We start from the raw sequence: 23,446 nt of genomic DNA, 5'->3' as shown, positions 1-23,446 counted from the left end.
TTCCCTCCTCTAATTGCTTAGCTGGTCTCCAAGGCGGTCCATGATAAAGCCCCAAGCGGCCTCCAGGGTAAGCTCCAGGTTCGTGCGGCCCCTGCTGTCCGCCAGGTGGGTGCGGAAGTAATCCGGATGGCCGCCTAAGAGCGGAAGGGCAAACAAGGTGCCGGGCGGCATGGTCTGCCTCCTCCAGCGCCTGCCTGGCCGGATCCGGTGCGGCTGGATCAAGGGACCGCCGTCCCTCTCATCCAGGCCGCTCTGCCGATCCCGCCGATCAAGCGTGCTCCAGCTACCGGCCAGACACACCGGATCCTTGCGCCTTCCGTTGACCCGGACTGCGTAGCAGTAGGCCGTCCGCCCCCGCAGCTCCGGAGGCACCGGACTGCGGGGGGAGCCGATCTGCACGATGGCCCGGATGCGGCCGCCGATTCCTCCGGATGTCCGTTCCATCCGATACGCCGCATGAAGAGCCGCCGTTCCACCGCCGCTGTGTCCCAGCAGAACAAGGGGAACGGACGGGGCATCCTCCCCGATATCCGCGAGGATACGCTCCGCCGCCTGCCGTCCCCCTATGGAGCGGTCCAGCCGGTCCTGCGGCAGGCGGATGTCATGCCACACCTCCCGGATCTGGGGAAGCATGCGGCGGCTCCAGTCTCTGTAGGGAAAGAGCAGGCTGCCCTCCGCCCGGAAGCCCGCCTCCGCGAACCGGCGCCGGAGATCCTCCTGGAGACCGCCCATGAAGTTGGGCGCTGTGCCTACCCCGGCCAGGAGATAGAAGCGCAACGGCTTAAGGGCGCTTGGCCCGGGTATCGAAAGCATCGGCAGCCAGAATCCTTTCCATGGCGGAGGGATGGGTGGAGCGGAACCACAGCACCAAAAGCGGCGGATCCACATCGTCATAGGTGGTCTTCGCCAGCTTCTGATTCATGCTGACCGCTCCCTCGGCACTGCCGATCAGACGCATGGCGTAGTCGTCGGCCGCGGCTTCGGCCCGCCGGGAGACTGCGTTGGAGACGGGCAGCGTGATGAAGGTGATGAGGCTGAGCACAAGCAGCACCACCGGCACCGCGCTTGCACGGCTGACCCGGTCGATGCCCCAGTGTCTCCCCCAGCGCTTGATGACCCAGACGAGGGCCGCCTGCCCGACGAGCAGCAGGAAGAAGGAGGAGACAATGGCGCCGAAAGCGCTCCATTCCAGGTGATGCATCGTATAATGGCCGATCTCATGGGCCACGATGAGGAGAATTTCGCGCTGTTCCAGGCGGAACAGCGTATCCCACAGCACGATGCGCAGGCTGGAGCCGATCCCGTTCACGTAGGCATTGAGCGCGTTGGTTTTGCGCGACATATCGGCCTCGTAGACTCGGTCTGCTGGTACCCCGGCCTGATCCGCCAGGGTCAGGATCTTGGATTCCAGGACCGGATCGGACAGCCGGGTAAACTGGTTGTAGAGCGGGTCCAGCACCACTGGCTGGATGTACATCATGAAGAGGGTGAACGGGACGGACAGCAGCCAGAGCTTCAGCCACCACCGTCCGCCGCGGCGGATGAACCAGAAAGCGACCGTGGTGACGACGGCCAGGATCACCGTATCGGTGCCGAAGCCCACCAGCTTGTCGCGGAGCCAACCCGGTAGCGTCTGGGTGGAGATGCCGTTCGCCAGCGACAGACGGTAGCCGATATACCGGACGGGCAGATAGGAGAAGAAGGCTATGGCGTTCACCGCCCCAGCGAACAAAGGGTAGCGGAGCAGCCCGGGCAGGCCCCTCCGCTCCATCGCCGCCTCCAGCCTCTTGGCCCAGCCGCTGAACAGAAGAAGGATGTAGATGCCCCATTCCCAAGGATAGGCGATAAAGAAGAGCCAGTTTCGCTGGGCGGAATACACCTCGCTCACCCGAAGCTCCCGGGCGTTCATAAAGGTGGCCGGGTCGGCCGGCCCGCCCTTGTAGGGAGCCGGAACCGTATTGGCCCGGGTCAGCCATAGATACAAGCCCATGGCGGCGGCATAGAGCAGGAAGAAGACGAGGTATCGTCGGATGTATCGATTGGACGGCATGTCTGTCCCTCCGGCAGCCAGGATGGAGTGCTAGCTTTTTCCAGTTCTATCTTAGCATATGGGGGGATGATTCCCAACCGGGTCTACGGCTCCATCTCTCGATCTCCTCCCGCGGCATGGGCTCGTTGTCAGAGAACAGATCCGGATTCGCACGCAGCATCTCCGTGAGCACCTCGGTCAGCTTGACGGTGTCGCAGATCCGGACCTGAGCATTGCCCAGCAAGCCGTACCGCATGGCCCTGCGGCGGACCAGCACCTCCTCCACCTTCCAAAAATGCGCCGACCACGACAATCCGCAGTGCCGTCTGGACGGTACCGGAATCTCCCGGCCATCCGGCGTGACGGTAAGGAGCGCTTGATGGGCATCGGTCATTCGGCCCGGGATACCCACCCACTCCTCGACGCCGTGAATGAAGGTGTTGCGCCTTAAGTCCACGCCCACGAGGAGGATGACCGCTTGGCGGTCCAGCAGCCTGCCCCAGGCGGAGTCTCGGGCGCAGGGGGTATCGCAGTGCTCGTCCCCTCGCGTGAATGCTTCCGCCTCCTTGCCGAGAGCCGCTACGGAATGGGTCGGGTGCCAGGAGCGGACCACGCCGGGCCGCTTGCGGAACAGCTCCGGCAGGATGCCGACGCAGACCGGAGACTCCCGCACATCGAAGCGTGGGTTCTCCGCGTTGATATAGGACCAGGTGTGAGCAGGCAGCACCAGAAGCCCCGGCGCCATATGCTCGGACAATGCGTCTAGCACCGTATCGGCCCCGCCCTCCACCTCTCCCATGCTCTTCATGGAGGAGTGGACCAGCAGCGTCCCCTCGGAAGGCAGATTCATGCCTCGAAGCTGATCTTTCAAGGATTCTTTGGTAAACATGGCAGTCGGACTCCCTTCCCTAGTCGTACCTCGTTCGTACTTGCGATGCTTCCAGTATACTCCAATCGGACCGGCTGCATCTAGGCAGGAAGCTCTGGCATGAAGAAGCCGGACTCGGATGTCCGGAGTCCGGCTTAAGCAAGCGGCTGCTATCGCAATGGCAACCTGCAAAAACAAAAAGGGCGGCCGCAGCCGCCCTTTCCTTTATTTCTTCGCCAGGAAGGCGTCGAATTGCTTCTGCTTCTCGGCGAGGATATCGTCTACGCCGGAGGCTTTCATCTTCTGCTGGTACTCCGGCAGCACTTTGTCCGGATCCACGGAGCCGGTGTCGAGAGCCGGGTCGTACTGCTTCCGGATGGTGATGGTGGCGGCGACCTTGTTCTTGATACCCTCGTTCACGTCGAAGGTGAAGCCCAGAGCCTTGGAGAAGTGGGTGCCTTCGTTGAACTTCTTGAACTGGTCCCACTTGTCGCGGGGCTCATCCTTCCAGATGTAGTTCAGGAACTGGCTGCCGAACATCCACGATGCGCCCGGGCTGTAGTCGCCCGTCTTATCCGTCGGATCGACGTAGTTGTCGCCGGTCTTCCTAAAGTGGGTGTTCTCGATACCGAAGTTAAGCAGGTTGTTCAGGTACTTGTCGGTGTGCAGCAGGTTGATGAGCATCATGGCGCGCTCCGGTTCCTTGGAGGTGCTGCTGATGGCCAGCATGGAGCCTGCCGTTTCACTGGTTGCGGTGGTTTTCTTGTTCAGCGCCACTTGCTTCAGCTTGCCGGCCAAGCCGACGGCTGCGGCAACCTCAGAGTCCTTGCCCGGCTTAAGCGGGGCTACGACCATGAACACCTTGCCGGATTTCATGGCGTCGTTGGTGGACAGCTGGGTAGTGGCGGCGTCCTTGTTGATCAGCCCTTTGTTGAACATGTCGCGGGTGGTCTTCAGAATCGTCTTGTACCGGTCGATCTCCATCCGGTTCTTGATCTTCACGGCATCCTCGTCCTTCAGGATGACGCCCTCCACGTTGCTGTCCCCGAGAAAATCCCAGTTGGCAAAATAGTGGCTGTTAAAGTTCTCCCCATCCCGCAGGAACAAGGGCGTAAAGTCCGGCTTCTTCTCCTTGACCGTCTCCAGGAGCGGAATCAGCTCCTCGATGGTCTGGGCCTTCTGCACCTTATCGTCAATTCCGAGCTCCTGTGCCACGTCGGAGCGGTACACGATGCCGCCCTGGGAGGCCATCTCCTTCAGCGTCGGTACGGCGTAATTGACGCCGTCGATCTGGGAGCCCTTCATGATATTGGCGTCAAACGCTTTCAAAATATCCTGTCCGTGTTTCTTCAGCAGGTTGCCGTATTTGCCCTTGTCGTCGTTCAGGGCCAGGAAGGCGCCCTTGCCCGCATTGACCGCATAGTTGGTCCATTGGGCCGTGAACACCACGTCGACTTCCTCGCGGGAGGCAACCATCAGGTTCACCTTGTTGTCCCATTGGCCCCACTGGATCGGCTCAATGGTGACGGTAGCGTTGATCTTCTTCTGCAAGTAATTGTTGATCTCTTGGGTGACGGCGGCCTGGTCCTTCTGGGCTGTACCCGGGAACACCATGCGCAGCTTGGCAGGCTTCAGAGCCGCAGCCGGCGACTCCGAAGCCACCGTGGTGGCAGCGGCCGGAGATGCCGTGGCTGCCTTGCTGGGGGCGACAGAGGACGACGCTTCCTTGTCGTCCCCGCAGCCTGTCAAAGCTGCGGACAGGGTCATCGTCAAGCCCAGAACCGCAAGTCCTGTTTTCTTCATTTTGCCCATTTTCTTCTTTTCCTCCCTTTGATCTCCATCTTCTATGCTAACCGGAAATTCCGGCAATAGCTACAAGGAAAATTCACAGCGTCCATGCCGCCTGACGTCTTATCCTTTGACCGCACCGATGGTCAGGCCCTTGATGAAGTACCGCTGGAAGAACGGATACGCCAACACGATGGGGCCGATGCCCATCACCGCCATGGACATCCGGACTGTCTCCGTCGGGACGTTCACCAGTCCGCCCTGCTGGCTCAAGCCTTGGGCTGCCTGCACGTTGGAGGACAGGAACTGGATATCGAGCATGGTCCGGTACATTAAGAACTGCAGGCTCACCTTTTCGGTTCCCGATATGAAGACCAGGCTCAAGAACCAGTCGTTCCAATAGTTGACCGTCTGGAACAGGGCCACCGTCGCCATGACCGGCAGCGACAGCGGAAGCACCATCTGAGCGAAGATGCGGAACTCTCCCGCCCCGTCGATCTTGGCGGCCTCCAGCAGCTCCATCGGAATGGTGGTGCTGAAGAAGGTGCGCAGCATCAGCACGAAGAAGGCAGATACCAAGAGCGGCAGAATCAGGGCCGCCATCGTGTTTTTGAGATTGAACATCTGGGTGTAGACCAGGTACCAAGGCACCAGGCCGCCGTTGAACAGCATGGTGAAGAACATGAAGAAGCTGAAGCCGTTCCGGTGGGGGAAGTCCCGCCTGGAGATCGGGTACGCATACAGCGCCATGATGAGCAGGCTCGCCGCCGTTCCAACGATGGTCACGAAGAGCGACACGCCGTAGGAGCGGAGAATCTGGTGCCAATCCTCCAGCAGGAACCGGTACGCGGACAGGCTGAACTTCTCAGGGAGGAAGCTGTAGCCGTTCACCAGCACGGTCTTCTCGTCCGAGATGGAGACCATGAAGACCAGAAGAATCGGCAGCAGGCACAGCACGGTGTAGATGGTGAAGAAGACGTTGATGGCGAAATCGGTCTTAGCTGAGATGGCGTTGGCTCCGTAGAATTTAGGCTTGCGGACGCCGCCGGCCGGAGCGGTGCGGGTCAGATTGGTTTTTGCCTCCATGTGGGGTGGCCTCCTTCGTTAGAATAATGCGTCTTCCTTGCTGATGCGCCGGATCACCAGGTTCGTACCCAGCACCAGCAGGAAGCCGACCAAGGCCTGGAATAAGCCGGCTGCGGAGGACATCCCGATGTCCCCCATGACAAGGAAGGTCTGATAGACGTAGGTGTCGATCACCTGTGTGGTCGGATAGAGCGCTCCCGCATTCTGCGTAACCTGGAAGAAGAGGCCGAAGTCGGCATAGAAGATTCTTCCGATCTGTAGCAGAGTCATGACGATGATGACCGGGCGAATGAGCGGGATGGTGATCTGCATGATCTGCTGGCGCTTGGTCGCTCCGTCGATAAGAGCCGCCTCATAATACTCCGGGTCTACACCCAGCATGGACGCCAGGTATATGACGGCGAAGTAACCGACGTTGCGCCAGGTGTTGACGATGGGCAGGATGTACGGCCAGTACTTGGATTCCGTATACCACTCTACCGGATCCCATCCCAGCTTGGGGAACAGCCAGGTGTTCAGGAGTCCGTGCTCGGCTCCCAGGAAGGAGAACACCAGATAGCCGATGACGACCCAGGACAGGAGATACGGCAGGAACATGGTACTCTGATGGAACTTGGCCGCCCACTTGCTGCGCATCTCGCTGAACATGATGGCCAGCGCGACGCCCATGATCAGGTTCATGGCGATGAACACAACGTTGTAGGCCAGTGTGTTGCGGGTGATCTCCCAGGCGACGGCCGTATCGAACAGGAACTTGAAGTTGTTCAGGCCGTTCCAGGGACTGTGAATGAAGCCGTCCGTATAGTTGATGTTCTTGAATGCGATCAAGACGCCCAGCATCGGCACGTAATTGTTGAACACCAGAATCAATATAGCCGGAAGCATCATCACATAGAACACTTTGAACCGGCGGACGGTCTTGAAGAATCCGGCTGCGCGCCCGGTCCGGGGAACGGGACCTGCGGGTGCTGCGGCTTGGATGGGGGAAGACATGGCTACCACTCCTCGGTTATCTGTATGTTGTTTGGTTTCCCGATAGTGTCATTGTATCCCGCCGCAGCGCACGCAACTATCTAACGGAATGACCTTTCAGTCACTATTGTGACTTCCAGTATTCTCAAGCACTGGTCCGGAATGGTACCATGAGGGCAGGAATATTGAAGGAGTTGGGCGTCGGATGAACGGATATTTACGCGGACAGCTGGCCAAGCTGGCGGACGTCAACATGGAGACCCTGCGCTATTATGAGAAGAACGGGCTGATCCCCCTCCCCTCCCGTTCGGATGCCGGGTACCGGATCTATCCGAAGGAGGTGCTGGGCCGTCTGATCTTCATTAAGAATGCCAAAGCGTGCGGCTTCACCCTGAAGGAGATCCGCAAGGCGCTGGACAAATCCGGAGAGGGGGGGCCTGGAGCCATCCGGGTGGAGGACTTCATCGGGGTCATCGACCGGAAGCTGGCGGAGTTGGACCGGGAGATCGCAGAGCTGGAACGCACGAAGGAAGCGCTGGCGGGACTTCGGGGCAATCTGCTGGCTGCCGAACGCCACCCGGGAGTTCGGGACACGCTGAGGATTCTGCAGATGGAGGAATAAAAAAGCCTCTTGACCTTGTACCCGGCTACAGGCTTTATGCTTGCCGTATCAAACGGCAGGAGGAATGGTACATGAAGAGCACCCCACGAACGGATGCGGCGCAGTTAACAGGGATTAAGGCGTTCCTGAGACAGACGGGCTCGACAGGAAAGAGCGTGGAGCAGATTCGCGAGGAGATGATGACGGCAGCGGCCCGGTGGCCGGAGGTGCCGGGGGTCCGGGTCACATCCGTTCAGGTCGGCCCTCTGTACGGGGAGTGGCTGGAGCCGGAAGAGGGGCCTGGAGCCGGCCCGGGGGAGAATAATCGGAGGAAAGCCATACTCTATCTGCACGGGGGAGGCTTCACGGCAGGAACCTGCGCCTTCTACCGTCCGCTGGCTTCGCGCATCGCCCTCGCGTGCGGGACGCCGGTGCTGCAGGTGGACTACCGGCTGGCGCCGGAGCATCCGTACCCGGCGGCCAATGAAGATGCGCTGTCGGCCTACCGGTGGCTGCTGAAGCAGGGATACGCGCCGGGTGACATCGGCCTCGGAGGCGATTCCGTAGGGGCCAGCCTCGCCCTCATGACCCTGCTTGCGCTTCGGGACTCGGGAGAGGAGCTGCCTGCAGGCGCCTTTCTGATCTCGCCCCATGCGGATCTGGTGCACTTGGATGGCGAATCCTACCGGAGCAATGCGGAGGCCGATCCCACCGGCAGCCTGGAAGGGAACCGACAGCTCTTCGAAGCGTATTGGGGCGGCCAATCGGGGGAGCCGCCTGCGATTCTCTCGCCGCTTCGGATGAGCCTGGCCGGGCTGCCTCCTCTTCTCATCCAGGCGGGAGACCAGGAGGTGCTGCTGAGCGACGCCGAACGGCTGGCCGGCCGCCTGAAGGCGGACGGCTCGGAGGTTACGCTGGAGATCTGGGAGGACATGTGGTGCGTCTTCCATCTTCTCGCCCACCTGCTCCCCGAAGCGCGCGAAGCCGTCTCCCGGATCGGCGCCTTCATGCGGGGCCGGCTGGAGACGGCTTTGTGGAGCGTCTGAGAAACCCGGGGAGCAATTACTTCACTGCCGGGATATGCGTGATCAGATCCTCCTGATCGCTCAGGTAGAAATCCAGGGGCGGCAGCTCCTTCAACAGGTAATATTGGTGCAGCAGCGCGCAGTTGATCCTTCGCTTCACGTCTCCGAAGACGACCGGAGCCGCCCCCTCTTCGACGATATAGGCGTCCACCGCCCGCTGTACGATATCCAGCCAATACGGAATGTGCCGCTCTTCCTCCGGGAAGATCTCGAAGGTTTCCCGGGACATGTAGAATTTCCGGCTGGGCAAGCCGTGCAGATAGGGGATCAGCAAGTGAAAGTTGATCTCGTTGTCCGGACCGATGAGCACGGTCCGGTTCATTCCTTTGGGCAAATGCTGTTCGAATTCGCGCACCAACGACTTCACCTCAGCCAGCGTGACAGCAACGGTCGGCGGCCCTAAGACCACCTTAGGCTTCTTCTTCATCCCGAACATGAGAACCAGCCCCCTTTGGATTGTATGCGCTTTCTTAATCCTATTATAGCATATGTCCGACCCCTCCGGCCCGTGTAAGAGAATTGTGAACAAATCTTGCAGATTGGTCCTCTCATAAGGAACCCGGTTTGGTGACATACTTTCTAACGGACCGAACAGGAGGTGAAGACGACCATGAGCACGAAAGCCAAGCCCGATAAAAACAATCCCCAGAACAGCCCAACCAGGCCCAGCAACCCGAACGAACAAGGAAAACCGCGGGTGCAAAATTCTTGAACCCGTGACCATGCGCCTGCTGGAGGCGCTCTGAACAGAAATAGCCCCGTTTGGGGCTATTTCTACGAGCGGATGCCTCGAACACTGCAAAATAACTCCTTTCGGAGCTATTTTTGTCACGCATGCGCCTGCTGGGGGCGCTCCGAACAGAAATAGCCCCGATCGGGGCTATTGTATCGAGCGGGAGCCTCGAGCTGCACAAAATAGCTCCTTTCGGAGCTATTTTGCAGCGTATGTGCCTGCGGGTGTCACTTCCCACATCCACCTGCTCCTACGGCAGCTTCCGGTGGCGCTTGCGGTATTCGTGGGGCGAGAGACCCGACGCTTTCTTGAAGATCTTGGCGAAGTAGGAGAAATGGGTGTAGCCGATGGCCTCCGCCACGCTGCCCACCTTCAGGTTCGAGTGGGCCAAGAGCTTCATGGCATGCTCCAGCTTCACCTCCTGGATGAACTCCGTCAGGGATACGCCGGTTTCCTTGCGGAACAGCCGGGACAGGTAGGCCGGGTTCAGAAAAACCGTGGCGGCCAGCTGCTCTCGGCCCAGCTCCCCCTCCGGGTGGGCCTTGACGTAGTCGATCACCTTGGCGATAACGGGCGAGTGCCCCCCGTTCCCCGACGGCGATGCCGCCCAATGCCGCTCCACCAGCTGCGCCGACCAATTGCGGAGAGCGGGCAGGGACTTGACGGGTGGCGCACCTGCCACAGCCTCCCAGACGGACAGCACCTCCGGCGCCGGCAGCCCCTTCCTTCGGGAGCCCTCCAGCATCAGGTGCGCGAAGCCGAAGTAGTAGGCCTGCAGCGCCTCCGACGTAGGCCGGCCTTGATCCAGCCGCCGGAAGTACCGCTCCACCCGCTCCGCCAGCGCCTCCTTGTCCTCCGTCTCCAGGAGAGGAGCCCACTCCTGGAAGGGCGGAGGGGGCACGGCACCGTCGGGGCAGCCCTCCGCCTCGGCGGCGTTCATGACGCTGTTCGTCGCGGTAACGTTGTCCCGCTCCGCTGCAAGCAGCGTCTGGTAGGCACCCGCCAGCGCCACCACCTCCACTGGCTGGCCCACGTAGCAGGACAGCCGGCAGTGGAAATACTCGTTGCACGAGGCGATGAAGGAACTGCATCGCTCCGTCAGTTCCCCTTCCGCCTCCTCCGGAGGGATTTCCGCTGCCGTTTCTCCCTCTCCCGGCAAGTAGAACAAGATCAGGCCGCTGCCGCTCCGCTCTCCCACCACCACACCTGGGTCGCCGTTCAGCACCAGCTCCTCCGCCGCCTTGCGGACGGCGTACTCCATGATCTCCTCGTCCCGCGCGCCGAACTCCATCTCCCACTTCTCGATGCTGATCAGGACCGGCCGAACCCGGCCGTCCGCCGCCAGAGGAATGTCGTATTGGCGCAGCATCGGCTCCAGGCGCTCCGTCCGGGCGGGAATCCGCCCAGCCGCTGCATCCTGCCAGAACCGGTCCACCAGGATCGGCTTCTGGTTTTCCCACAGGGCATAATATTTGCGGTAGGTGCTCTGGTAGTCCAGCCGCTCCCGGTCCGCCCGGATCTTCTCCGCCAGTTGGCGGATGATACCGCCCAGCTCGTCGTAATCCACCGGCTTCAGCAGATAACGGAAGGCGCCGACCTCCATCGCATGCTGGGCGTAAGCAAAATTGGCGTGGCCCGTCAGGAAGAGGAGCTCCGTCTGGGGGCTCGTCTCCGCCAGCCATTCCGCCAAGTCCAGCCCCGATTGGCCCGGCATCTCGATGTCCAGCACCGCCACATCTACAGCATGCCGCTGGACCACCTCTTGAGCCTGGGCCACATCGAATGCCTCGTACACCGTCTCGAAGCCGTACGAGCTCCATTCCACTCCGGCCGCCAAGCCCCGGACGGCATATTTTTCATCGTCTACCAAGAGCACGCTATACATCCTGCGGTTCCTCCCCCATCGGCGTGTAATGGAGGGGCAGCCGGAGCAGCACCTCCGCCCCCTCCTCCGTATTCCCCAGCGTGACCGTCGCCGCCTCTCCGTAATGGATGTCCAAGCGCCGCATCACATTCCAGATTCCCACATGCTCTCCCTGCATGGACCGCCAGTCCGTGGCGGCGAACTCCCGCAGCCACTCCTCCGAGAAGCCGACCCCCGTATCCCGAACCGACACTTGAACCCGTTCCATCCCGTCTGACCCGGTCTCACTTATCGCCTCAATCCGGATCTCAAAGGGAAGGTTCCGGTTCTTGAAGCCGTGGAGAATCGCATTCTCCACAAAAGGCTGCACGGTCAGCGGCGGGAGCTCCAGCTCCCGGAACTCCGGCGGCAGATCGATGACGTACGTCAGATTGTCCGGGTACCGGAGGCGCTGAATCTCCATGTAGTTGCCGATGTGCTTCAGCTCCTCCGCCAGCGTGATGAGACTGCGGTTGCTGTGGATCGTAAAGCGGAAGTAGTCCGCCAGATGGAGCGCCATCTTCTTCAGCGTCGTGAAGTCCCTAAGCACCGCCAGGTTGTAGATGATATTCAGACTGTTCATATAGAAGTGAGGATTGATCTGTACCTGCAGATGCTTGTATTCCGCCTGCTGCACCCGGAGCTTCTCCTCGTAGACGTTGATCTTCAGCGCACGGATCTGCTCCGCCATATCGTTGAACACCTTGATGAGAAAGGCGAACTCCCCCCGCTTCGGCATGTGGAGCCGGGTGTCCAGCTTGCCTTGGCCGATGCGGCGCATCCCGCGGATCAGCGCGGAGAAGGGGCCGATCAGCACCCGCTGCAGAATGGACAGGTACAGCCCCAAGACCAGAAGCACACCGAACGGAATGATGTAGACCACCTTCTGGAAATAGGGGAGACTCTTCAGGATCGTCGTCTCCGGAACCGCCAGCATATAGCGGACCCCGGTGGAGGGGGAGTCGGCCTTGACGAGCAGCCTCTTGACTGTTAGAGACGGGTCGTCGATCAGGAGGTAATTCCCGGCGTGGCCCGGCCCCTTCTCCGAGAAGATCTCCCACAGCTCCCCCTTCATCCGGGAAGGAGTCAGAAGGGAACGCCCGCCCGTCAAATCCAAGGCCGCCGCTTCCCCCTCCGGCCCCAGATTCCAGGTCCGCAGCGGTTCGATGAGATTATCCAGCTTGATCCAGACGCCAGCCACCACCTCCGAGGAGACGACGGCAATCTTGGCGATGGCGTACCCGTCAGAAGTCTGAATCAGCTGCCACTTGCCGTCGCCCGAGCGGGTCAGTCCATCGATGTGTCGACCGATCTCCAGCAGTTGGGCGTTGTGGTCCTCGCCGCTGGCCAGCAGCAGCTCCTTATAGGCCGGCGAGTACATAAAGAGCGAGCTGATCACATTGTAATACCCGATCCCCGAGTTCAGCTTGTTGAAGATCCGGATCTTCGTTAAATAATATTCATTGGAATCCGGACCGGATGCGTACAGCGTCGAAAAGTCCGGATCATTCACGAACCGGTAGAGATAAAGGCTGGTCTCGTCCAGCATTTTGTCCGTATTCTGTACGTACTGCTGCAGCAGATTGTCATAGTTGCTGGACAGCTGCTCCCTTACCAGCCGGATCGAATAGGCATTGTTGAAGAATAGAAACGCCACGATCGGCGCTATCACGAAGGCGAAGCCCAGGATGATCCTAAGCCGCACCGAATGAATCCATTCCATGTGATGACGTCCCCCATTCCGCTCCGGCCTCCAGCCCGTAAGGCTCCATGAGCCTGCCGTCAGCCCGCAAGCGCTTCCTGATGCGTATAGATTCTGGAGCGGGATCCCCAATTCCTTCCTGTTCCGCTATCCCTTCAGCATAATTCACCGGCTCTCCCCCAATCTAGCTAATCCGGGCACTTGTTGAGCACTATGGTGATTTCTTCGCCAAGCTATTGCCAGACGGACGGGGATGAAGGTACAATGAAGGCATAAACGCGTGTTCACAAACACCAGTGGAGGGACTATGCGCAGCGAAGACATCGCGCGGCTGGCGGGCGTATCAAGAAGCACCGTCTCCCGCGTCATCAACAACTATCCGAACGTGCCCGATGAGACGCGGCGCAAGGTCATGAAGATCATCGAGGAGCACCAGTACGAGCCCAACACCTCGGCGCGGGTTCTAGCCGGCAAGGGCACCGACACCATCGGGCTCTTCATCGTCAGCACCGCCGAGCGGCCGGATGTAACCCGGATCTACGACAACAGCTATTTCGCCCGGTTCGTGGACGCCGTCGTCGAGAACGCCAACGTCAGCGGCAGCTACGTCCTGATTCATACCGTATATTCCCGAACGGACTTTCTGAAGGTCAAGCAAGCCTTCCTCCAAAAAAGGATCGACGGCGGCATTATCGTCGGCACCGGCAACGACCCGGAGATGATCCGGGAGCTGGCGGACCTGGGTTCCCCCATGGTCCTGATCGACTACGACATCTCCGACATCATCGCCAACCGCCTGGACCGCAACCATCTGTCCGTCATCAATTCCAAGGACTACGACGGCGCCCTTGCGGTCATGAACCATCTGATCTCCCTGGGCCACCGGGAGATCGGCTTCCTGGCCGGCCGGATGGACACCTTCTCCGGCCGGGAGCGGTACAAGGCGTACGAAGCCGCCATGCTGGAGCACGGTCTGCGGATGAACGCGGAGCATATGATCCGCGGCGATTTCCTGAAGCAGACGGCCTACGAGGAGGCCGGACGGCTTCTCCGCTCGGGACAGCTGCCCACCGCGCTGTTCTCGGCCAACGACGACATGGCCATAGCCGCCATGCAGGCCCTGTCCGAGCACGGCGTCCGGGTGCCCGAGGACCTCTCCATCGCCGGCTATGACGATGTGCCAGCCGCTTCACTTCTGACGCCGAAGCTGACCACCGTGCGGCTGCCCATCTACGACATCTCCCGCGCAGCGGTGGAGGCCATCGAACGTTTGCGCCAGGCGGGCTCCGCCTCCTTCGGCACCATAAGCTTCCCGTCGGAGCTCATCATACGGGAGTCCACCCGGGCGCCGGGCTGAACGAGGGCCATCTCCGGACACACCATTCGTGAGAGCCCCCCAAGCTTTGCCCGCCCCCTTTCCCCTGTTTCTGAGGCAGGGGATCCTTTACCCGCGGTATGAACGCGCGTTTACGAACGCGTGTTTATATAAGGCTTTCAAGCTTGAATCAAGAGAGGAGACGATACATCTTGAAATTCGGTTATTTCGACGACAAGCGCAAGGAATACGTCATCACTACCCCCAAAACCCCTTATCCCTGGATCAATTACTTGGGCAACGAGCAGTTCTTCGGCTTGATCTCCAACACTGCCGGAGGTTACTGCTTCTACCGGGACGCGCGTTTACGCCGCCTGACCCGGTACCGGTACAATAACGTGCCGCTCGACAACGGCGGACGGTATTTTTACCTGCATGACAACGGCGATTATTGGACTCCCGGCTGGATGCCGGTCAAGCGGGATCTGGACCGCTATGAGTGCCGGCACGGGCTGGGTTATACGGCGATTACCGGCGAGCGCAACGGGATCGAAGTAAAGCAGTTGGCCTTCGTCCCTCTGCATTTCAACGGCGAGGTCTATCAAGTCAGCGTCAAGAATACCGGACCTGCCGCCAAGACCGTGACCTTATTCTCCTTCATTGAATTCTGCCTATGGAATGCCTACGACGATATGACCAACTTCCAGCGGAACCTGAGCTTGGGCGAGATGGAGCTGGAGGGCTCCATCATCTACCACAAGACCGAATACCGGGAGCGCCGCAACCACTATTCCTTCTACTCCGTCAACCGGCCCATCGACGGCTTCGATACGGACCGGGATTCGTTCCTCGGCGCTTACAACGGCTTCGATCGTCCCCAGGCCGTGGAGGCGGGCCGCTCGAATAATTCCGTCGCCAGCGGCTGGTCCCCTATCGGCTCCCACTCCATCCAGCTGACCCTGCAGCCGGGGGAAGAACAGACGATGGTCTTCGTGCTGGGCTATGTGGAGAACCCGGAGGAGGAGAAGTGGGAGAAGCCCGGCGTCATCAACAAGACCCGCGCTCACGACATGATCGCCCGGTTCTCCACCGATGAGGCCGTGGAGCAGGCCTTAGCCGAACTGTCCGCTTACTGGGAGGTGCTGCTGGGCAAGTACACGCTGTCCGCCGGAGATGAGAAGCTGGACCGGATGGTGAACATCTGGAATCCGTACCAGTGTATGGTGACCTTCAACATGTCCCGCTCGGCCTCCTACTTCGAGTCGGGCATCGGACGCGGCATGGGCTTCCGGGATTCCAACCAGGACCTGCTGGGCTTCGTCCATCAGATTCCCGAGCGGGCCCGGGAGCGGATCATCGACATCGCATCCACTCAATTCGAGGACGGCAGCGCGTATCATCAGTACCAGCCGCTCACCAAAAAAGGCAACCACGAAGTCGGCGGCGGCTTCAACGACGACCCGCTGTGGCTGATCGTGGGCACGGCGGCGTACATTAAGGAAACGGGCGACTTCAGCATTCTGGACGAACAGGTGCCCTTCGACTGCAACCCGGACAATACGGCGACGCTGTTCGAGCATCTGAAGCGCTCCTTCTACCATGTGATCCACAACCTGGGTCCCCATGGCCTGCCGCTGATCGGCCGGGCCGACTGGAACGACTGCCTGAACCTGAACTGCTTCTCCAAGGAGCCGGGAGAGTCCTTCCAGACCACGGCCAACATTGAGGGACGCGTGGCGGAATCCGTGTTCATCGCAGGGTTATTCGTATTCACCGGTCCGGATTTTGCCGCGATCTGCCGCCACCTGGGAATGGAGGAGGAAGCCAGCCGCGCCGAATCCCACATCGAGAAGATGCGCCGGACCACCATGGAACACGGCTTCGACGGCGACTGGTTCCTCCGGGCCTACGATCACTACGGCCAGAAGGTCGGCAGCAAGGAGAACGCCGAAGGCCAGATCTTCATCGAGCCCCAGGGCATATGCGTCATGGCGGGGATCGGTGTGGAGGATGGTGCGGCACAGAAGGCGCTGGACGCCGTGCAGGAGCGCCTCGAGACGCCTTACGGCATCGTTCTGCAGAACCCGCCCTACTCCGAGTACTACCTGAACCTGGGCGAGATCTCCTCCTATCCTCCGGGATATAAGGAGAATGCGGGCATCTTCTGCCACAACAACCCCTGGATCATGATCGCCGAGACCGAGCTGGGACGCGGGGACCGGGCCTTCGAGCTGTATGCCAAGATCGCTCCGGCCTATCTGGAGGACATCAGCGAGATCCACCGGATGGAGCCGTATGTGTACTCCCAGATGATCGCGGGCAAGGATGCCGTGCGGCACGGCGAAGCCAAGAACTCCTGGCTCACCGGCACCGCGGCCTGGAATTATGTGGCCATTACCCAGGCCATCCTGGGCATTAAGCCGGACTTGTACGGCCTACGGGTGGACCCCTGCATTCCGAAGGAGTGGGACGGCTATAAGGTCACCCGCGAGTTCCGCGGCGCCACCTATGAGATCGAGATCCGCAACCCGGACCATGTCAGCCATGGCGTGGCATCCCTAACCGTAGACGGCGTCCTGGTGCAAGGCAGCCTGATTCCGGTGAAGACCGACGGCGGGGTGCACCAAGTGACGGTCGTGATGGGACTTCCGGAGCATTAAGGAAACGTTCAGCTTGAACTCATGCGGAATTCAGCTTTCTCCCTCATAATGGGCTTATACAGAGAGCTTCACGATGAGGAGACAAAAAGGTGCATGAAGCCGAACGCTTCATGAAACAATCCAACGTTCGAGACGAACCCGTATCCAGATGCTGCAGTCCCGGCTTCACCCTGTTCGCGTCGGCCCACCCGGTCCGTATGGTTGTTCCTTGCAACGCCGGCATCGTTCTGCCGGACCGGTTGCCGGACGGCGCCCAGGCGGAGAAGCCGCTTGAAGGATCCCGCATGCGCTCATCGGCTTGAGCGTATGCCCAATAAAAGAGGCAGCCCCATCCGTCAACCGGAAGGGGCTGCCTCTTCTATTGGGCCGTTTCTCACGACACTGTAACCGGTACGTTCGCTTATCCCTCCGCCGCCGCCAACGCCGCCTCTTCCGTCTGATGCAATCCGTACTCCTCCAACGCGTGGAGCCATTCCTCATAGCTTAGCAGCTCAGCTCCGTTCCGGATTCGAGACACCAGCTCCTGAATGCTGTCCTGGTTCAAGACGCCCTTCACTTCAGCTCCAGGCGCTTGGCCTTCGGCAAACTCCGGACCACCAAGTCATAGGAATGGTCGATCATGGCCTGCAGCTCCTCTTCGGGCATGGAGCCGTCCACGGTCACCGTGTTCCAATGCTTCTTATTCAGGTGATACCCGGGACGGACGCAATCGTGCTGCTCCCGCAGGTTCTCCGCAATAAACGGGTCGCACTTCAAGGATATCTGAAGATCCTCCCCGCTGCCTGCGATCAGGGCGAACATTTTCCCTCCCACCTTCATCACCAACGGATGGGGGCCGAACGGGTAATCGTCCGCCGCCCCTCTCTTGGTCAAGCAATAGGCCGTTAATCGATGCTGCTGCATATAGAGCTCCCTCCCCCGGTTCTTAGAAAACGACGCGGTCCGTCGTCTCCAGCCGGGCGAACCTGCCGCCTAGCGTACGGTTATGATGCCCGATGATCCGCTCGGCGGGCAGCGCTTCGGTATCGAAGGTAGAATGAGCATCCTGCACCAGCACGTTCTGGGTATAACCCAGGCTGTAAGCCCTCCGCACCGTCGTGTCCAAGCAGAATTCCGTCTGCATGCCTGCGATGACCAGCTTCCGGATGCCTCGTTCCTCCAGAACCTGCTGGAGCTCCGTCTGGTGGAAGGAGTCCCAGCTTGTCTTACGGACGATCGGGTCGGAAGGAAGCGGCCGGATGGCCTCATGGATCTCCCAGGTCGGAGCTTCCGGGGCAAATTCCCCCTCCGGCTCGGTATGCTGCACGTAGATGACGGGAGTATCCGTCTCCCGTGCTTGGCGGATCAGCGTCTGGAGACGGGACAGCAGGGTCTCCCCCTGATATAGCCCATACTCGGGCAGGAACAGCGCATTCTGCACATCAATGATTAACAAGGCGGTTGGGGTATTCATTCGACAGGCTCCCTTACGGTAGATTCGGCGATAGGACGGATTGACGGATTCTTTCGTTCCGAACGCATGCGGAACACACGTTCCTAGCGCTGCTATTTCCTATATTATACAGACTAATCCCTGTCACGGCTACATAAAATCCCCTGCATATGCCCATATTGATGGAGGTATTCTGCAAGAAAGGAGGAAAATCAGATGGCACAAGACCGCAATAAGCTGAGCCAGGCCCAAAACGCCGTCGAGACCGCCAACAACGCGGTCGGGCAGGCGGAGGATCATCCGTCCGACAAGATGGTCCAGCAAGCCGAGATGTCCTTGCTTCACGCCCAAGCAGCCGTGCACCAGGCCCAAGACGAGTCCGGCTCCGCGGAGCAGCTGCAGGATCAATTGGCATCCGACCGTTCCGCGTTGAGCGGCACCAAGAACACGAAGTAATCCGTACTCTCGGCCGGCGGGGTCCCCGCCGGTCTTTCTTTTGCACAAAAGGACCGTTCGGTTGCATCTCCTCTGCCGCTGTGGTTACATGGAATCATCATGATGTGGAGGAGGTCCGCCCATGACGCGAAAAATCATTCTGGATGCGGATACGGGAATCGACGATGCTCTGGCCCTCGCTTACCTGGCGGCATCTCCGGAGGCCGAGCTGCTGGCGGTGACGGTCACCTACGGTAACACTCCGCTGTCCAACGCACTTCGGAACACCATAGAGCTAATGAAGCGGCTGCAGCTCACGGTTCCGGTCTATTCCGGAGCTGAGGCCCCGATGGTCCGGACCAAGCGGTATAGCGGAGCCTTCCATGGAGAGGACGGTCTTGGCGAATCCTTGGGGGTTGGCGAAGCGCCTCCCCATACGCCGATCCGTGCCTCCGACTTTATTGTGGAGCAGGCGCATCGGCACGGCAAGGACTTGACCGTGGTTACCACAGGACCGATGACGAATTTGGCGGAGGCTCTCTTGACAGATCCGTCCCTCGCAGACAAACTGGGAGGAGCAGTTTGTATGGGAGGGGCGGTTGCGGCACCGGGCAACGTAACCAAGTTCGCGGAGGCCAACGTCTTTATGGACCCGGAGGCGGCCAACACCGTGTTCACCTCCGGTCTTCCCGTCATGCTGATCGGTCTGGATGTGACCCGCAAAACCCTGCTCACGGAGGCCGACACGCGCCGCTGGAGGGATTCGGGCTCCGGTCTGGGACGGTTTTTCGCGGATTTTACGGCCTTTTACCTGGATGCGTACAAGCGCCATTATCCTTATCTGAAGGGCTGTGCCCTGCATGATCCTCTGGCTGTGGGGGCTGCGCTTCATCCGGAATGGGTGCGTACCGTCCCCTTCTTTCTTCACGCGGAGACGGATGACGATTCCCGGGGACGGACCATTGAGAATCTGTTCCCGCCCGAGGGGGCCCGGCCTAACGTGGAAGTGGCCCTTCAGGTGGAGGCGGAGGCGTTTATGAAGGATTTTTTTGCGAAGGTGGAGGGACTGTTCTGAAGGCGATATTTCTGGACCGGGACGGTGTGCTGAACGAGGCCGGCAATGTCAACACCCCGGAGGAACTGAAGCTGCTTCCAGGCAGTGCAGAAACCGTGAAGGTCATGAATGACGCCGGCTACCAGGTGTTCGTCGTGACGAATCAGGGCGGAGTCGGCCTGGGCAAGCTGTCCCGGCAGGATCTGGACCGGATCCACTTGAAGCTGACCGGTGCGATCACCGAAGCCGGCGGCGTCATTACGGAGATCCGAGCCTGCACCCACAAGCCCCATGCCCGCTGTTATTGCCGGAAGCCCAAGCCCGGACTGCTTAAGGATCTGATTCTCCAGTACGGGCTTGACCCCAAGAGGAGCTATATGGTCGGAGACCGGGGCACGGATATCCGGGCCGGACAGCGCGCCGGAGTCCGAACTGTCCGGATCGGGATTCCCGAGCCGGGTGATCCCAAGGCCGATTGGACGTTCGGCAGCCTCCGGGAGGCGGCAGAGTCGTTATGGAAAGGAGAAGAGGCGCATGAACGGACAGAACCGGGCGGACATTAAGCCCGGCTTGGAAGTGGATATCGTCCTGAAGCAGGACCAGCGGACCGGCAAGCTGACCCGTGGGACCGTGAAGGACATTCTTACGAATTCCCCCCGGCACCCGCACGGGATCAAGGTTCGACTCACGGACGGCCAAGTGGGCCGGGTGCAGGTGATCCATCCGTAAATAGAAGAGCCGATTATCCCAGCGATAATCGGCTTTTTTTGTTACTTCAACCGTCCATACATGTACCATCCACTCCATAGGGCCAACGCGAACCAAAGGGCAATGATGAGTGTGCCTGTAATCCAGTTCTTGGGTTTTCCCAGCTTTCTACGTTCTTCTGCCCTTGCCCGATAGTCTTCCAGCACTTCTTTTGGAAACAGCCTCAGGGCGATGTATACCCCTAGCGGAACAAGGATCAAATCATCCAGGTACCCCAGAATCGGTATAAAATCAGGGATTAAGTCCACTGGACTAAAAGCATATGCAACAACGCAAATGGCGAATATTTTCGTAAACAGCGGTACCCGCGGATCCCGATAAGCCAAATACATGACCATCAAGTTAGATTTAAGTTTCTTTGCCATCGTTTTCAATCTGCTTAGCAAGCCATCCACTGTCCAACCATCCTTTTTGAAGTGAGGTTTTTCTACAGCTCCGTTTATTAATAACCTTGTGTCATTGGACATTTAACCCCCAACATAGAATGGTAATATCGTGATAAGGGGGGATTTCGTTGGATGCTTTTGTAACGCGATCACTTGAGGAGATTAGGTTCTGGTCCAGAATCATGAAAGAGCATTCCCTATTCTTGAAGCTTGGATTCCGCGCCGAAGACACTCAGCTTATTCAGGAAGCAAATGCCTTTTATTCCATCTTCGAACATATCGAGGCTCAATCTCATGCTTTCCCTGCCAATACGGATCCCCAGCAAATCCGGGCGTTTAATACAGAGGTCCACAATGCTGTATCGCACATATGGGTCTTCAAGCGTAAGGTACTTGGGCTCATTCTTACTTGTAAGCTTCCTGGAGCGAATAACTATCCTCTTCTAGTGGACCACGTAAGTCGAGAGGCCAATTATTTCAGAAACCGGCTGGCCGAGTTGAATAGCGGACGACTGGAGCCATTGGCTGACGCCATTATTGACGAGAATGTATTCTTCTTGAGAATTATGGCTGACCATGCCAAATTCATCGGGCATCTGCTTGATCCTTCCGAACGGAAATTAGTCGAGCAGGCTAGAGAGTTTAGCCATGATTTCGATACGCTGCTCTGGCAAGCCAAGGACTTGAGCTCCATGCGCCCACAATCCCAAACACAGCCTTTACTGAGTCAATTTCTCGATCAAAATCGTGTATCCGTCGTGAGCCTCCGCGATTTTAAGAAGACAGCTCGAGACCTTATAGATGCTTGTCGTATTAAGAGCATCATACATCCTTTGTTAGCGGACCATGTCTATAGAGAGGCAGAGCATTTCTTGACGATTATCGATATGTTTGAGAACCATTTGAGAGGAAATGCCTCTTTTGACCCGGATCAAAGCGTATGGCACTAATCACGAAGAAATGGCGAGCCCGTAAAGCTCGCCTTCTTCGCGCGTTGTGAGACTAACTTCTCATAGCCCATGCAGCTGCTTGCCGATCAATTTCAAGCCCCATTGTTTCCTTCCCCTTGATATACGATGCTATATCATAAGGGAATTGGGCGGCCAGTTCTGCTTTAAGGTCTCCGTAGCTTTTGGCGACATTCGGATGTGCCTTCAGATAATCTCTAAAAGCAAGATGCCGCAGAATTTGAGGATTTCCAACCGCATAAATGTGTATGTGATGGGTCCGTTCGTCGCCGCCTTTTGTATAATAACGCCTTCCGGTTATTCCGTTTTCACCTTTTGGTTCATAACCTCGGTTTCGCAGCTGTTCGTTATATGAGTCTACCCTACCGATATCTTTAACTACAGGCATCACGTCAATGATTGGCTTCGCACTCAGCCCTGGAACAGATGTACTCCCGATATGATGGATGTCGATCATCTCCGAACCCAGAATCGACCGAAGATTTTCCACCTCTTCTTCAAATTTGGAAACCCACAGCGGATCGTAAGGAAGAACCTCTACTTTCCTCATTTGGATCGCTCCGTTCAATGAAATAATTCATCACTGCATCCTCCCTCTCGAGATGGAGAATAAAAAACACTCGCCCTTGAAGGGAAGAGTGCATTACCCTTGTTACCACCCTAGTTCCATCATCCAACCTTGGTTTTGCGCGGCAACTGAAGAGTCCCTTCTCTCAAAACCCTACAATACAATCCTCATTCAAATCTCTTATATTTTATATCACGCGATAATTTATGATATCGATCCATCAGCATTTGATTCCCTTGATCTATACAGAAACAAAGACCACTCCCTGTTAAATCAAGTTTCAGCTCCATCAAACGATCATAAAAATTGTGTTCATGGAATTCGACACGAAGTAATCGATCCAATGGAACATAGGTAAAAGCATAGCTGTAGACGCTGTCACTGCGTGTTCGGAAACTCTCCCCCCTACTGATGATAATCAGTTCCTTTTGATTGATCAGATGAAGGGTGTCCAATAATTGAGTTCTAATTAAGCGATGAACCATCTTCTTTACAGGATTGCCGTTTCTTAATGTTACAAATACGGGAGGTTGGTACGCATAAACCTTGAGATCATGATCACAAGATTTCATGTCTTTAAACAGGTTATTGTACAAGCCATCGAATAACACGCCATCTGAGGGATAGGCAGCATTCAAAATATCATGCACCTTATTTGTGTAACGGTTTCGAATAATAGTGGTAATCTTATTCACCATTTCAGCAGAAGATGTATTGTAAGGAATGATAAGCTTCCCCCGTTTCAAGTAAATCGTTAACTTCCCCTTCAGCAAGTCTCTTTGGTCTTCGATGGCTTCTATCTCCAGATAGGTGAACTTGGTTTCTTCCACTTTTGTTCCCACACGTTTCAGGATATAGATGACATTCTCACATAACCCAATGATGTAGTCATATAAATCCATTCCCGGCTTGACGTCTTTCCTATCTACGTTTCTTGGTACTTTGACTAATAGCAGATAATCGTTGTCTGCCTTGTAGTAGGGTTCGAATAAAGGTGGCATAGGATTTTTGCTGGATATTTCATAAATCCACGGGCCGAATTTATAGTGTTCTGAATGGGAGTCGATCATTGTCCGTTCCATCGCCCTTTCAT

Annotated in this window: 25 protein-coding genes; 10 read left to right on the top strand and 15 right to left on the bottom strand. The window is 58.1% G+C overall.

What is annotated here, in order from left to right; genetic code table 11:
* Positions 1 to 9: 9 nt before the first annotated feature.
* The 6 genes from ACSEXW_RS24080 to ACSEXW_RS24055 form a co-directional block, all read right to left on the bottom strand.
* Positions 10 to 813: an alpha/beta hydrolase family protein gene (locus ACSEXW_RS24080; RefSeq protein WP_438448737.1), complete on the bottom strand. Its 804-nt coding sequence runs from the start codon at positions 811 to 813 to the stop codon at positions 10 to 12.
* Positions 782 to 2,050, bottom strand: a complete 1,269-nt coding sequence (locus tag ACSEXW_RS24075) for a M48 family metallopeptidase (RefSeq protein WP_438448736.1) — start codon at positions 2,048 to 2,050, stop codon at positions 782 to 784. Before ACSEXW_RS24075 ends, ACSEXW_RS24080 begins: the two co-directional genes overlap by 32 nt.
* 46 nt (positions 2,051 to 2,096) lie before the next feature.
* Positions 2,097 to 2,918: an AAC(3) family N-acetyltransferase gene (locus ACSEXW_RS24070; protein ID WP_438448735.1), complete on the bottom strand. Its 822-nt coding sequence runs from the start codon at positions 2,916 to 2,918 to the stop codon at positions 2,097 to 2,099.
* A 204-nt stretch (positions 2,919 to 3,122) separates the two neighbouring features.
* Complete coding sequence (locus ACSEXW_RS24065) at positions 3,123 to 4,709, bottom strand: ABC transporter substrate-binding protein (protein WP_438448734.1); 1,587 nt, start codon at positions 4,707 to 4,709, stop codon at positions 3,123 to 3,125.
* Positions 4,710 to 4,808: 99 nt separating this feature from the next.
* A complete protein-coding gene (locus ACSEXW_RS24060; protein ID WP_438448733.1) occupies positions 4,809 to 5,771 on the bottom strand; it encodes a carbohydrate ABC transporter permease in 963 nt (320 codons plus the stop codon).
* Between the two features lie 18 nt (positions 5,772 to 5,789).
* Entirely contained in the window at positions 5,790 to 6,764 is a 975-nt protein-coding gene (locus ACSEXW_RS24055; protein ID WP_438448732.1) for an ABC transporter permease, read from the bottom strand.
* A gap of 184 nt (positions 6,765 to 6,948) precedes the next feature.
* On the opposite strand from ACSEXW_RS24055, the gene ACSEXW_RS24050 reads away from it, so the two are divergent.
* On the top strand, positions 6,949 to 7,365 hold the full coding sequence (locus ACSEXW_RS24050; RefSeq protein ID WP_438448731.1) for a MerR family transcriptional regulator: 417 nt from the start codon (positions 6,949 to 6,951) through the stop codon (positions 7,363 to 7,365).
* 71 nt (positions 7,366 to 7,436) lie between these two features.
* Complete coding sequence (locus ACSEXW_RS24045) at positions 7,437 to 8,390, top strand: alpha/beta hydrolase (RefSeq protein ID WP_438448730.1); 954 nt, start codon at positions 7,437 to 7,439, stop codon at positions 8,388 to 8,390.
* 16 nt (positions 8,391 to 8,406) lie between these two features.
* On the opposite strand, the gene ACSEXW_RS24040 is transcribed toward ACSEXW_RS24045, so the two are convergent.
* From ACSEXW_RS24040 to ACSEXW_RS24030, 3 genes are all read right to left on the bottom strand, one after another.
* The gene (locus tag ACSEXW_RS24040) at positions 8,407 to 8,865 is read right to left on the bottom strand and encodes a DUF3939 domain-containing protein (protein ID WP_438448729.1); all 459 of its coding nucleotides are present in this window, start codon (positions 8,863 to 8,865) and stop codon (positions 8,407 to 8,409) included.
* A 547-nt stretch (positions 8,866 to 9,412) separates the two neighbouring features.
* Positions 9,413 to 11,047 (bottom strand): response regulator transcription factor, encoded by a 1,635-nt coding sequence (locus tag ACSEXW_RS24035; protein WP_438448728.1) that lies wholly within the window; start codon positions 11,045 to 11,047, stop codon positions 9,413 to 9,415.
* Positions 11,040 to 12,788, bottom strand: coding sequence for a sensor histidine kinase (locus tag ACSEXW_RS24030; RefSeq protein ID WP_438448727.1), 1,749 nt, complete (start codon positions 12,786 to 12,788; stop codon positions 11,040 to 11,042). The genes ACSEXW_RS24035 and ACSEXW_RS24030 overlap by 8 nt, the downstream gene beginning before the upstream one ends.
* Positions 12,789 to 13,074: 286 nt before the next feature.
* Here ACSEXW_RS24030 and ACSEXW_RS24025 point away from each other — a divergent pair, with 286 nt between their 5' ends.
* From ACSEXW_RS24025 to ACSEXW_RS24015, 3 genes are all read left to right on the top strand, one after another.
* A complete protein-coding gene (locus tag ACSEXW_RS24025) occupies positions 13,075 to 14,124 on the top strand; it encodes a LacI family DNA-binding transcriptional regulator (protein ID WP_438448726.1) in 1,050 nt (349 codons plus the stop codon).
* Positions 14,125 to 14,294: 170 nt separating this feature from the next.
* Complete coding sequence (locus ACSEXW_RS24020) at positions 14,295 to 16,742, top strand: glycoside hydrolase family 94 protein (protein ID WP_438448725.1); 2,448 nt, start codon at positions 14,295 to 14,297, stop codon at positions 16,740 to 16,742.
* Positions 16,743 to 16,831: 89 nt separating this feature from the next.
* Entirely contained in the window at positions 16,832 to 17,044 is a 213-nt protein-coding gene (locus tag ACSEXW_RS24015) for a hypothetical protein (protein ID WP_438448724.1), read from the top strand.
* A gap of 98 nt (positions 17,045 to 17,142) precedes the next feature.
* Here ACSEXW_RS24015 and ACSEXW_RS24010 read toward each other — a convergent pair whose 3' ends face one another.
* The 3 genes from ACSEXW_RS24010 to ACSEXW_RS24000 are packed head-to-tail and all read right to left on the bottom strand — an operon-like array spanning position 17,143 to position 18,195.
* Positions 17,143 to 17,298: a hypothetical protein gene (locus ACSEXW_RS24010; protein WP_438448723.1), complete on the bottom strand. Its 156-nt coding sequence runs from the start codon at positions 17,296 to 17,298 to the stop codon at positions 17,143 to 17,145.
* The gene (locus ACSEXW_RS24005) at positions 17,295 to 17,645 is read right to left on the bottom strand and encodes an MmcQ/YjbR family DNA-binding protein (RefSeq protein ID WP_438448722.1); all 351 of its coding nucleotides are present in this window, start codon (positions 17,643 to 17,645) and stop codon (positions 17,295 to 17,297) included. The genes ACSEXW_RS24010 and ACSEXW_RS24005 overlap by 4 nt, the downstream gene beginning before the upstream one ends.
* Positions 17,646 to 17,667: 22 nt before the next feature.
* Positions 17,668 to 18,195: a cysteine hydrolase family protein gene (locus ACSEXW_RS24000; RefSeq protein WP_438448721.1), complete on the bottom strand. Its 528-nt coding sequence runs from the start codon at positions 18,193 to 18,195 to the stop codon at positions 17,668 to 17,670.
* Between the two features lie 195 nt (positions 18,196 to 18,390).
* Between ACSEXW_RS24000 and ACSEXW_RS23995 the strand changes: the two genes are divergently transcribed.
* From ACSEXW_RS23995 to ACSEXW_RS23980, 4 genes are all read left to right on the top strand, one after another.
* The gene (locus ACSEXW_RS23995; protein ID WP_438448720.1) at positions 18,391 to 18,630 is read left to right on the top strand and encodes a hypothetical protein; all 240 of its coding nucleotides are present in this window, start codon (positions 18,391 to 18,393) and stop codon (positions 18,628 to 18,630) included.
* Between the two features lie 121 nt (positions 18,631 to 18,751).
* Positions 18,752 to 19,684 carry a nucleoside hydrolase gene (locus ACSEXW_RS23990; protein WP_438448719.1) on the top strand — a complete coding sequence of 311 codons (933 nt, stop codon included), beginning with the start codon at positions 18,752 to 18,754 and terminating at the stop codon, positions 19,682 to 19,684.
* Positions 19,681 to 20,226, top strand: a complete 546-nt coding sequence (locus ACSEXW_RS23985) for a D-glycero-alpha-D-manno-heptose-1,7-bisphosphate 7-phosphatase (protein WP_438448770.1) — start codon at positions 19,681 to 19,683, stop codon at positions 20,224 to 20,226. Before ACSEXW_RS23990 ends, ACSEXW_RS23985 begins: the two co-directional genes overlap by 4 nt.
* Positions 20,198 to 20,392: a YwbE family protein gene (locus ACSEXW_RS23980; protein ID WP_438448718.1), complete on the top strand. Its 195-nt coding sequence runs from the start codon at positions 20,198 to 20,200 to the stop codon at positions 20,390 to 20,392. Before ACSEXW_RS23985 ends, ACSEXW_RS23980 begins: the two co-directional genes overlap by 29 nt.
* A gap of 41 nt (positions 20,393 to 20,433) precedes the next feature.
* Here ACSEXW_RS23980 and ACSEXW_RS23975 read toward each other — a convergent pair whose 3' ends face one another.
* Positions 20,434 to 20,796 carry a YkvA family protein gene (locus ACSEXW_RS23975; RefSeq protein ID WP_438448769.1) on the bottom strand — a complete coding sequence of 121 codons (363 nt, stop codon included), beginning with the start codon at positions 20,794 to 20,796 and terminating at the stop codon, positions 20,434 to 20,436.
* Between the two features lie 149 nt (positions 20,797 to 20,945).
* Here ACSEXW_RS23975 and ACSEXW_RS23970 point away from each other — a divergent pair, with 149 nt between their 5' ends.
* Positions 20,946 to 21,767, top strand: a complete 822-nt coding sequence (locus tag ACSEXW_RS23970) for a DUF2935 domain-containing protein (protein ID WP_438448717.1) — start codon at positions 20,946 to 20,948, stop codon at positions 21,765 to 21,767.
* A 52-nt stretch (positions 21,768 to 21,819) separates the two neighbouring features.
* Here ACSEXW_RS23970 and ACSEXW_RS23965 read toward each other — a convergent pair whose 3' ends face one another.
* Together ACSEXW_RS23965 and ACSEXW_RS23960 are read right to left on the bottom strand one after the other, a co-directional pair.
* Positions 21,820 to 22,335 (bottom strand): GrpB family protein, encoded by a 516-nt coding sequence (locus ACSEXW_RS23965; protein ID WP_438448716.1) that lies wholly within the window; start codon positions 22,333 to 22,335, stop codon positions 21,820 to 21,822.
* Positions 22,336 to 22,520: 185 nt separating this feature from the next.
* On the bottom strand, positions 22,521 to 23,435 hold the full coding sequence (locus tag ACSEXW_RS23960; protein WP_438448715.1) for a hypothetical protein: 915 nt from the start codon (positions 23,433 to 23,435) through the stop codon (positions 22,521 to 22,523).
* Between the last annotated feature and the right edge of the window lie 11 nt (positions 23,436 to 23,446).

The sequence above is a fragment of the Oryzibacillus soli genome, from assembly GCF_051594765.1.
Classification (GTDB): domain Bacteria; phylum Bacillota; class Bacilli; order Paenibacillales; family NBRC-103111; genus Paenibacillus_AR.
This window is presented reverse-complemented; position numbering and strand designations above follow the sequence as displayed.

Coding starts and splice junctions, on each gene's coding strand:
- ACSEXW_RS23975 (WP_438448769.1), bottom strand. CDS start 20,796: ATGGCAAAGAAACTTAAATCTAACTTGATGGTCATGTATTTGGCTTAT.
- ACSEXW_RS24060 (WP_438448733.1), bottom strand. CDS start 5,771: ATGGAGGCAAAAACCAATCTGACCCGCACCGCTCCGGCCGGCGGCGTC.
- ACSEXW_RS23995 (WP_438448720.1), top strand. CDS start 18,391: ATGGCACAAGACCGCAATAAGCTGAGCCAGGCCCAAAACGCCGTCGAG.
- ACSEXW_RS24080 (WP_438448737.1), bottom strand. CDS start 813: ATGCTTTCGATACCCGGGCCAAGCGCCCTTAAGCCGTTGCGCTTCTAT.
- ACSEXW_RS23965 (WP_438448716.1), bottom strand. CDS start 22,335: ATGAGGAAAGTAGAGGTTCTTCCTTACGATCCGCTGTGGGTTTCCAAA.
- ACSEXW_RS24065 (WP_438448734.1), bottom strand. CDS start 4,709: ATGGGCAAAATGAAGAAAACAGGACTTGCGGTTCTGGGCTTGACGATG.
- ACSEXW_RS24040 (WP_438448729.1), bottom strand. CDS start 8,865: ATGTTCGGGATGAAGAAGAAGCCTAAGGTGGTCTTAGGGCCGCCGACC.
- ACSEXW_RS24050 (WP_438448731.1), top strand. CDS start 6,949: ATGAACGGATATTTACGCGGACAGCTGGCCAAGCTGGCGGACGTCAAC.
- ACSEXW_RS24030 (WP_438448727.1), bottom strand. CDS start 12,788: ATGGAATGGATTCATTCGGTGCGGCTTAGGATCATCCTGGGCTTCGCC.
- ACSEXW_RS23960 (WP_438448715.1), bottom strand. CDS start 23,435: ATGGAACGGACAATGATCGACTCCCATTCAGAACACTATAAATTCGGC.
- ACSEXW_RS24005 (WP_438448722.1), bottom strand. CDS start 17,645: ATGCAGCAGCATCGATTAACGGCCTATTGCTTGACCAAGAGAGGGGCG.
- ACSEXW_RS24000 (WP_438448721.1), bottom strand. CDS start 18,195: ATGAATACCCCAACCGCCTTGTTAATCATTGATGTGCAGAATGCGCTG.
- ACSEXW_RS24075 (WP_438448736.1), bottom strand. CDS start 2,050: ATGCCGTCCAATCGATACATCCGACGATACCTCGTCTTCTTCCTGCTC.
- ACSEXW_RS24070 (WP_438448735.1), bottom strand. CDS start 2,918: ATGTTTACCAAAGAATCCTTGAAAGATCAGCTTCGAGGCATGAATCTG.
- ACSEXW_RS23980 (WP_438448718.1), top strand. CDS start 20,198: ATGAACGGACAGAACCGGGCGGACATTAAGCCCGGCTTGGAAGTGGAT.
- ACSEXW_RS24045 (WP_438448730.1), top strand. CDS start 7,437: ATGAAGAGCACCCCACGAACGGATGCGGCGCAGTTAACAGGGATTAAG.
- ACSEXW_RS24055 (WP_438448732.1), bottom strand. CDS start 6,764: ATGTCTTCCCCCATCCAAGCCGCAGCACCCGCAGGTCCCGTTCCCCGG.
- ACSEXW_RS23990 (WP_438448719.1), top strand. CDS start 18,752: ATGACGCGAAAAATCATTCTGGATGCGGATACGGGAATCGACGATGCT.
- ACSEXW_RS24025 (WP_438448726.1), top strand. CDS start 13,075: ATGCGCAGCGAAGACATCGCGCGGCTGGCGGGCGTATCAAGAAGCACC.
- ACSEXW_RS24035 (WP_438448728.1), bottom strand. CDS start 11,047: ATGTATAGCGTGCTCTTGGTAGACGATGAAAAATATGCCGTCCGGGGC.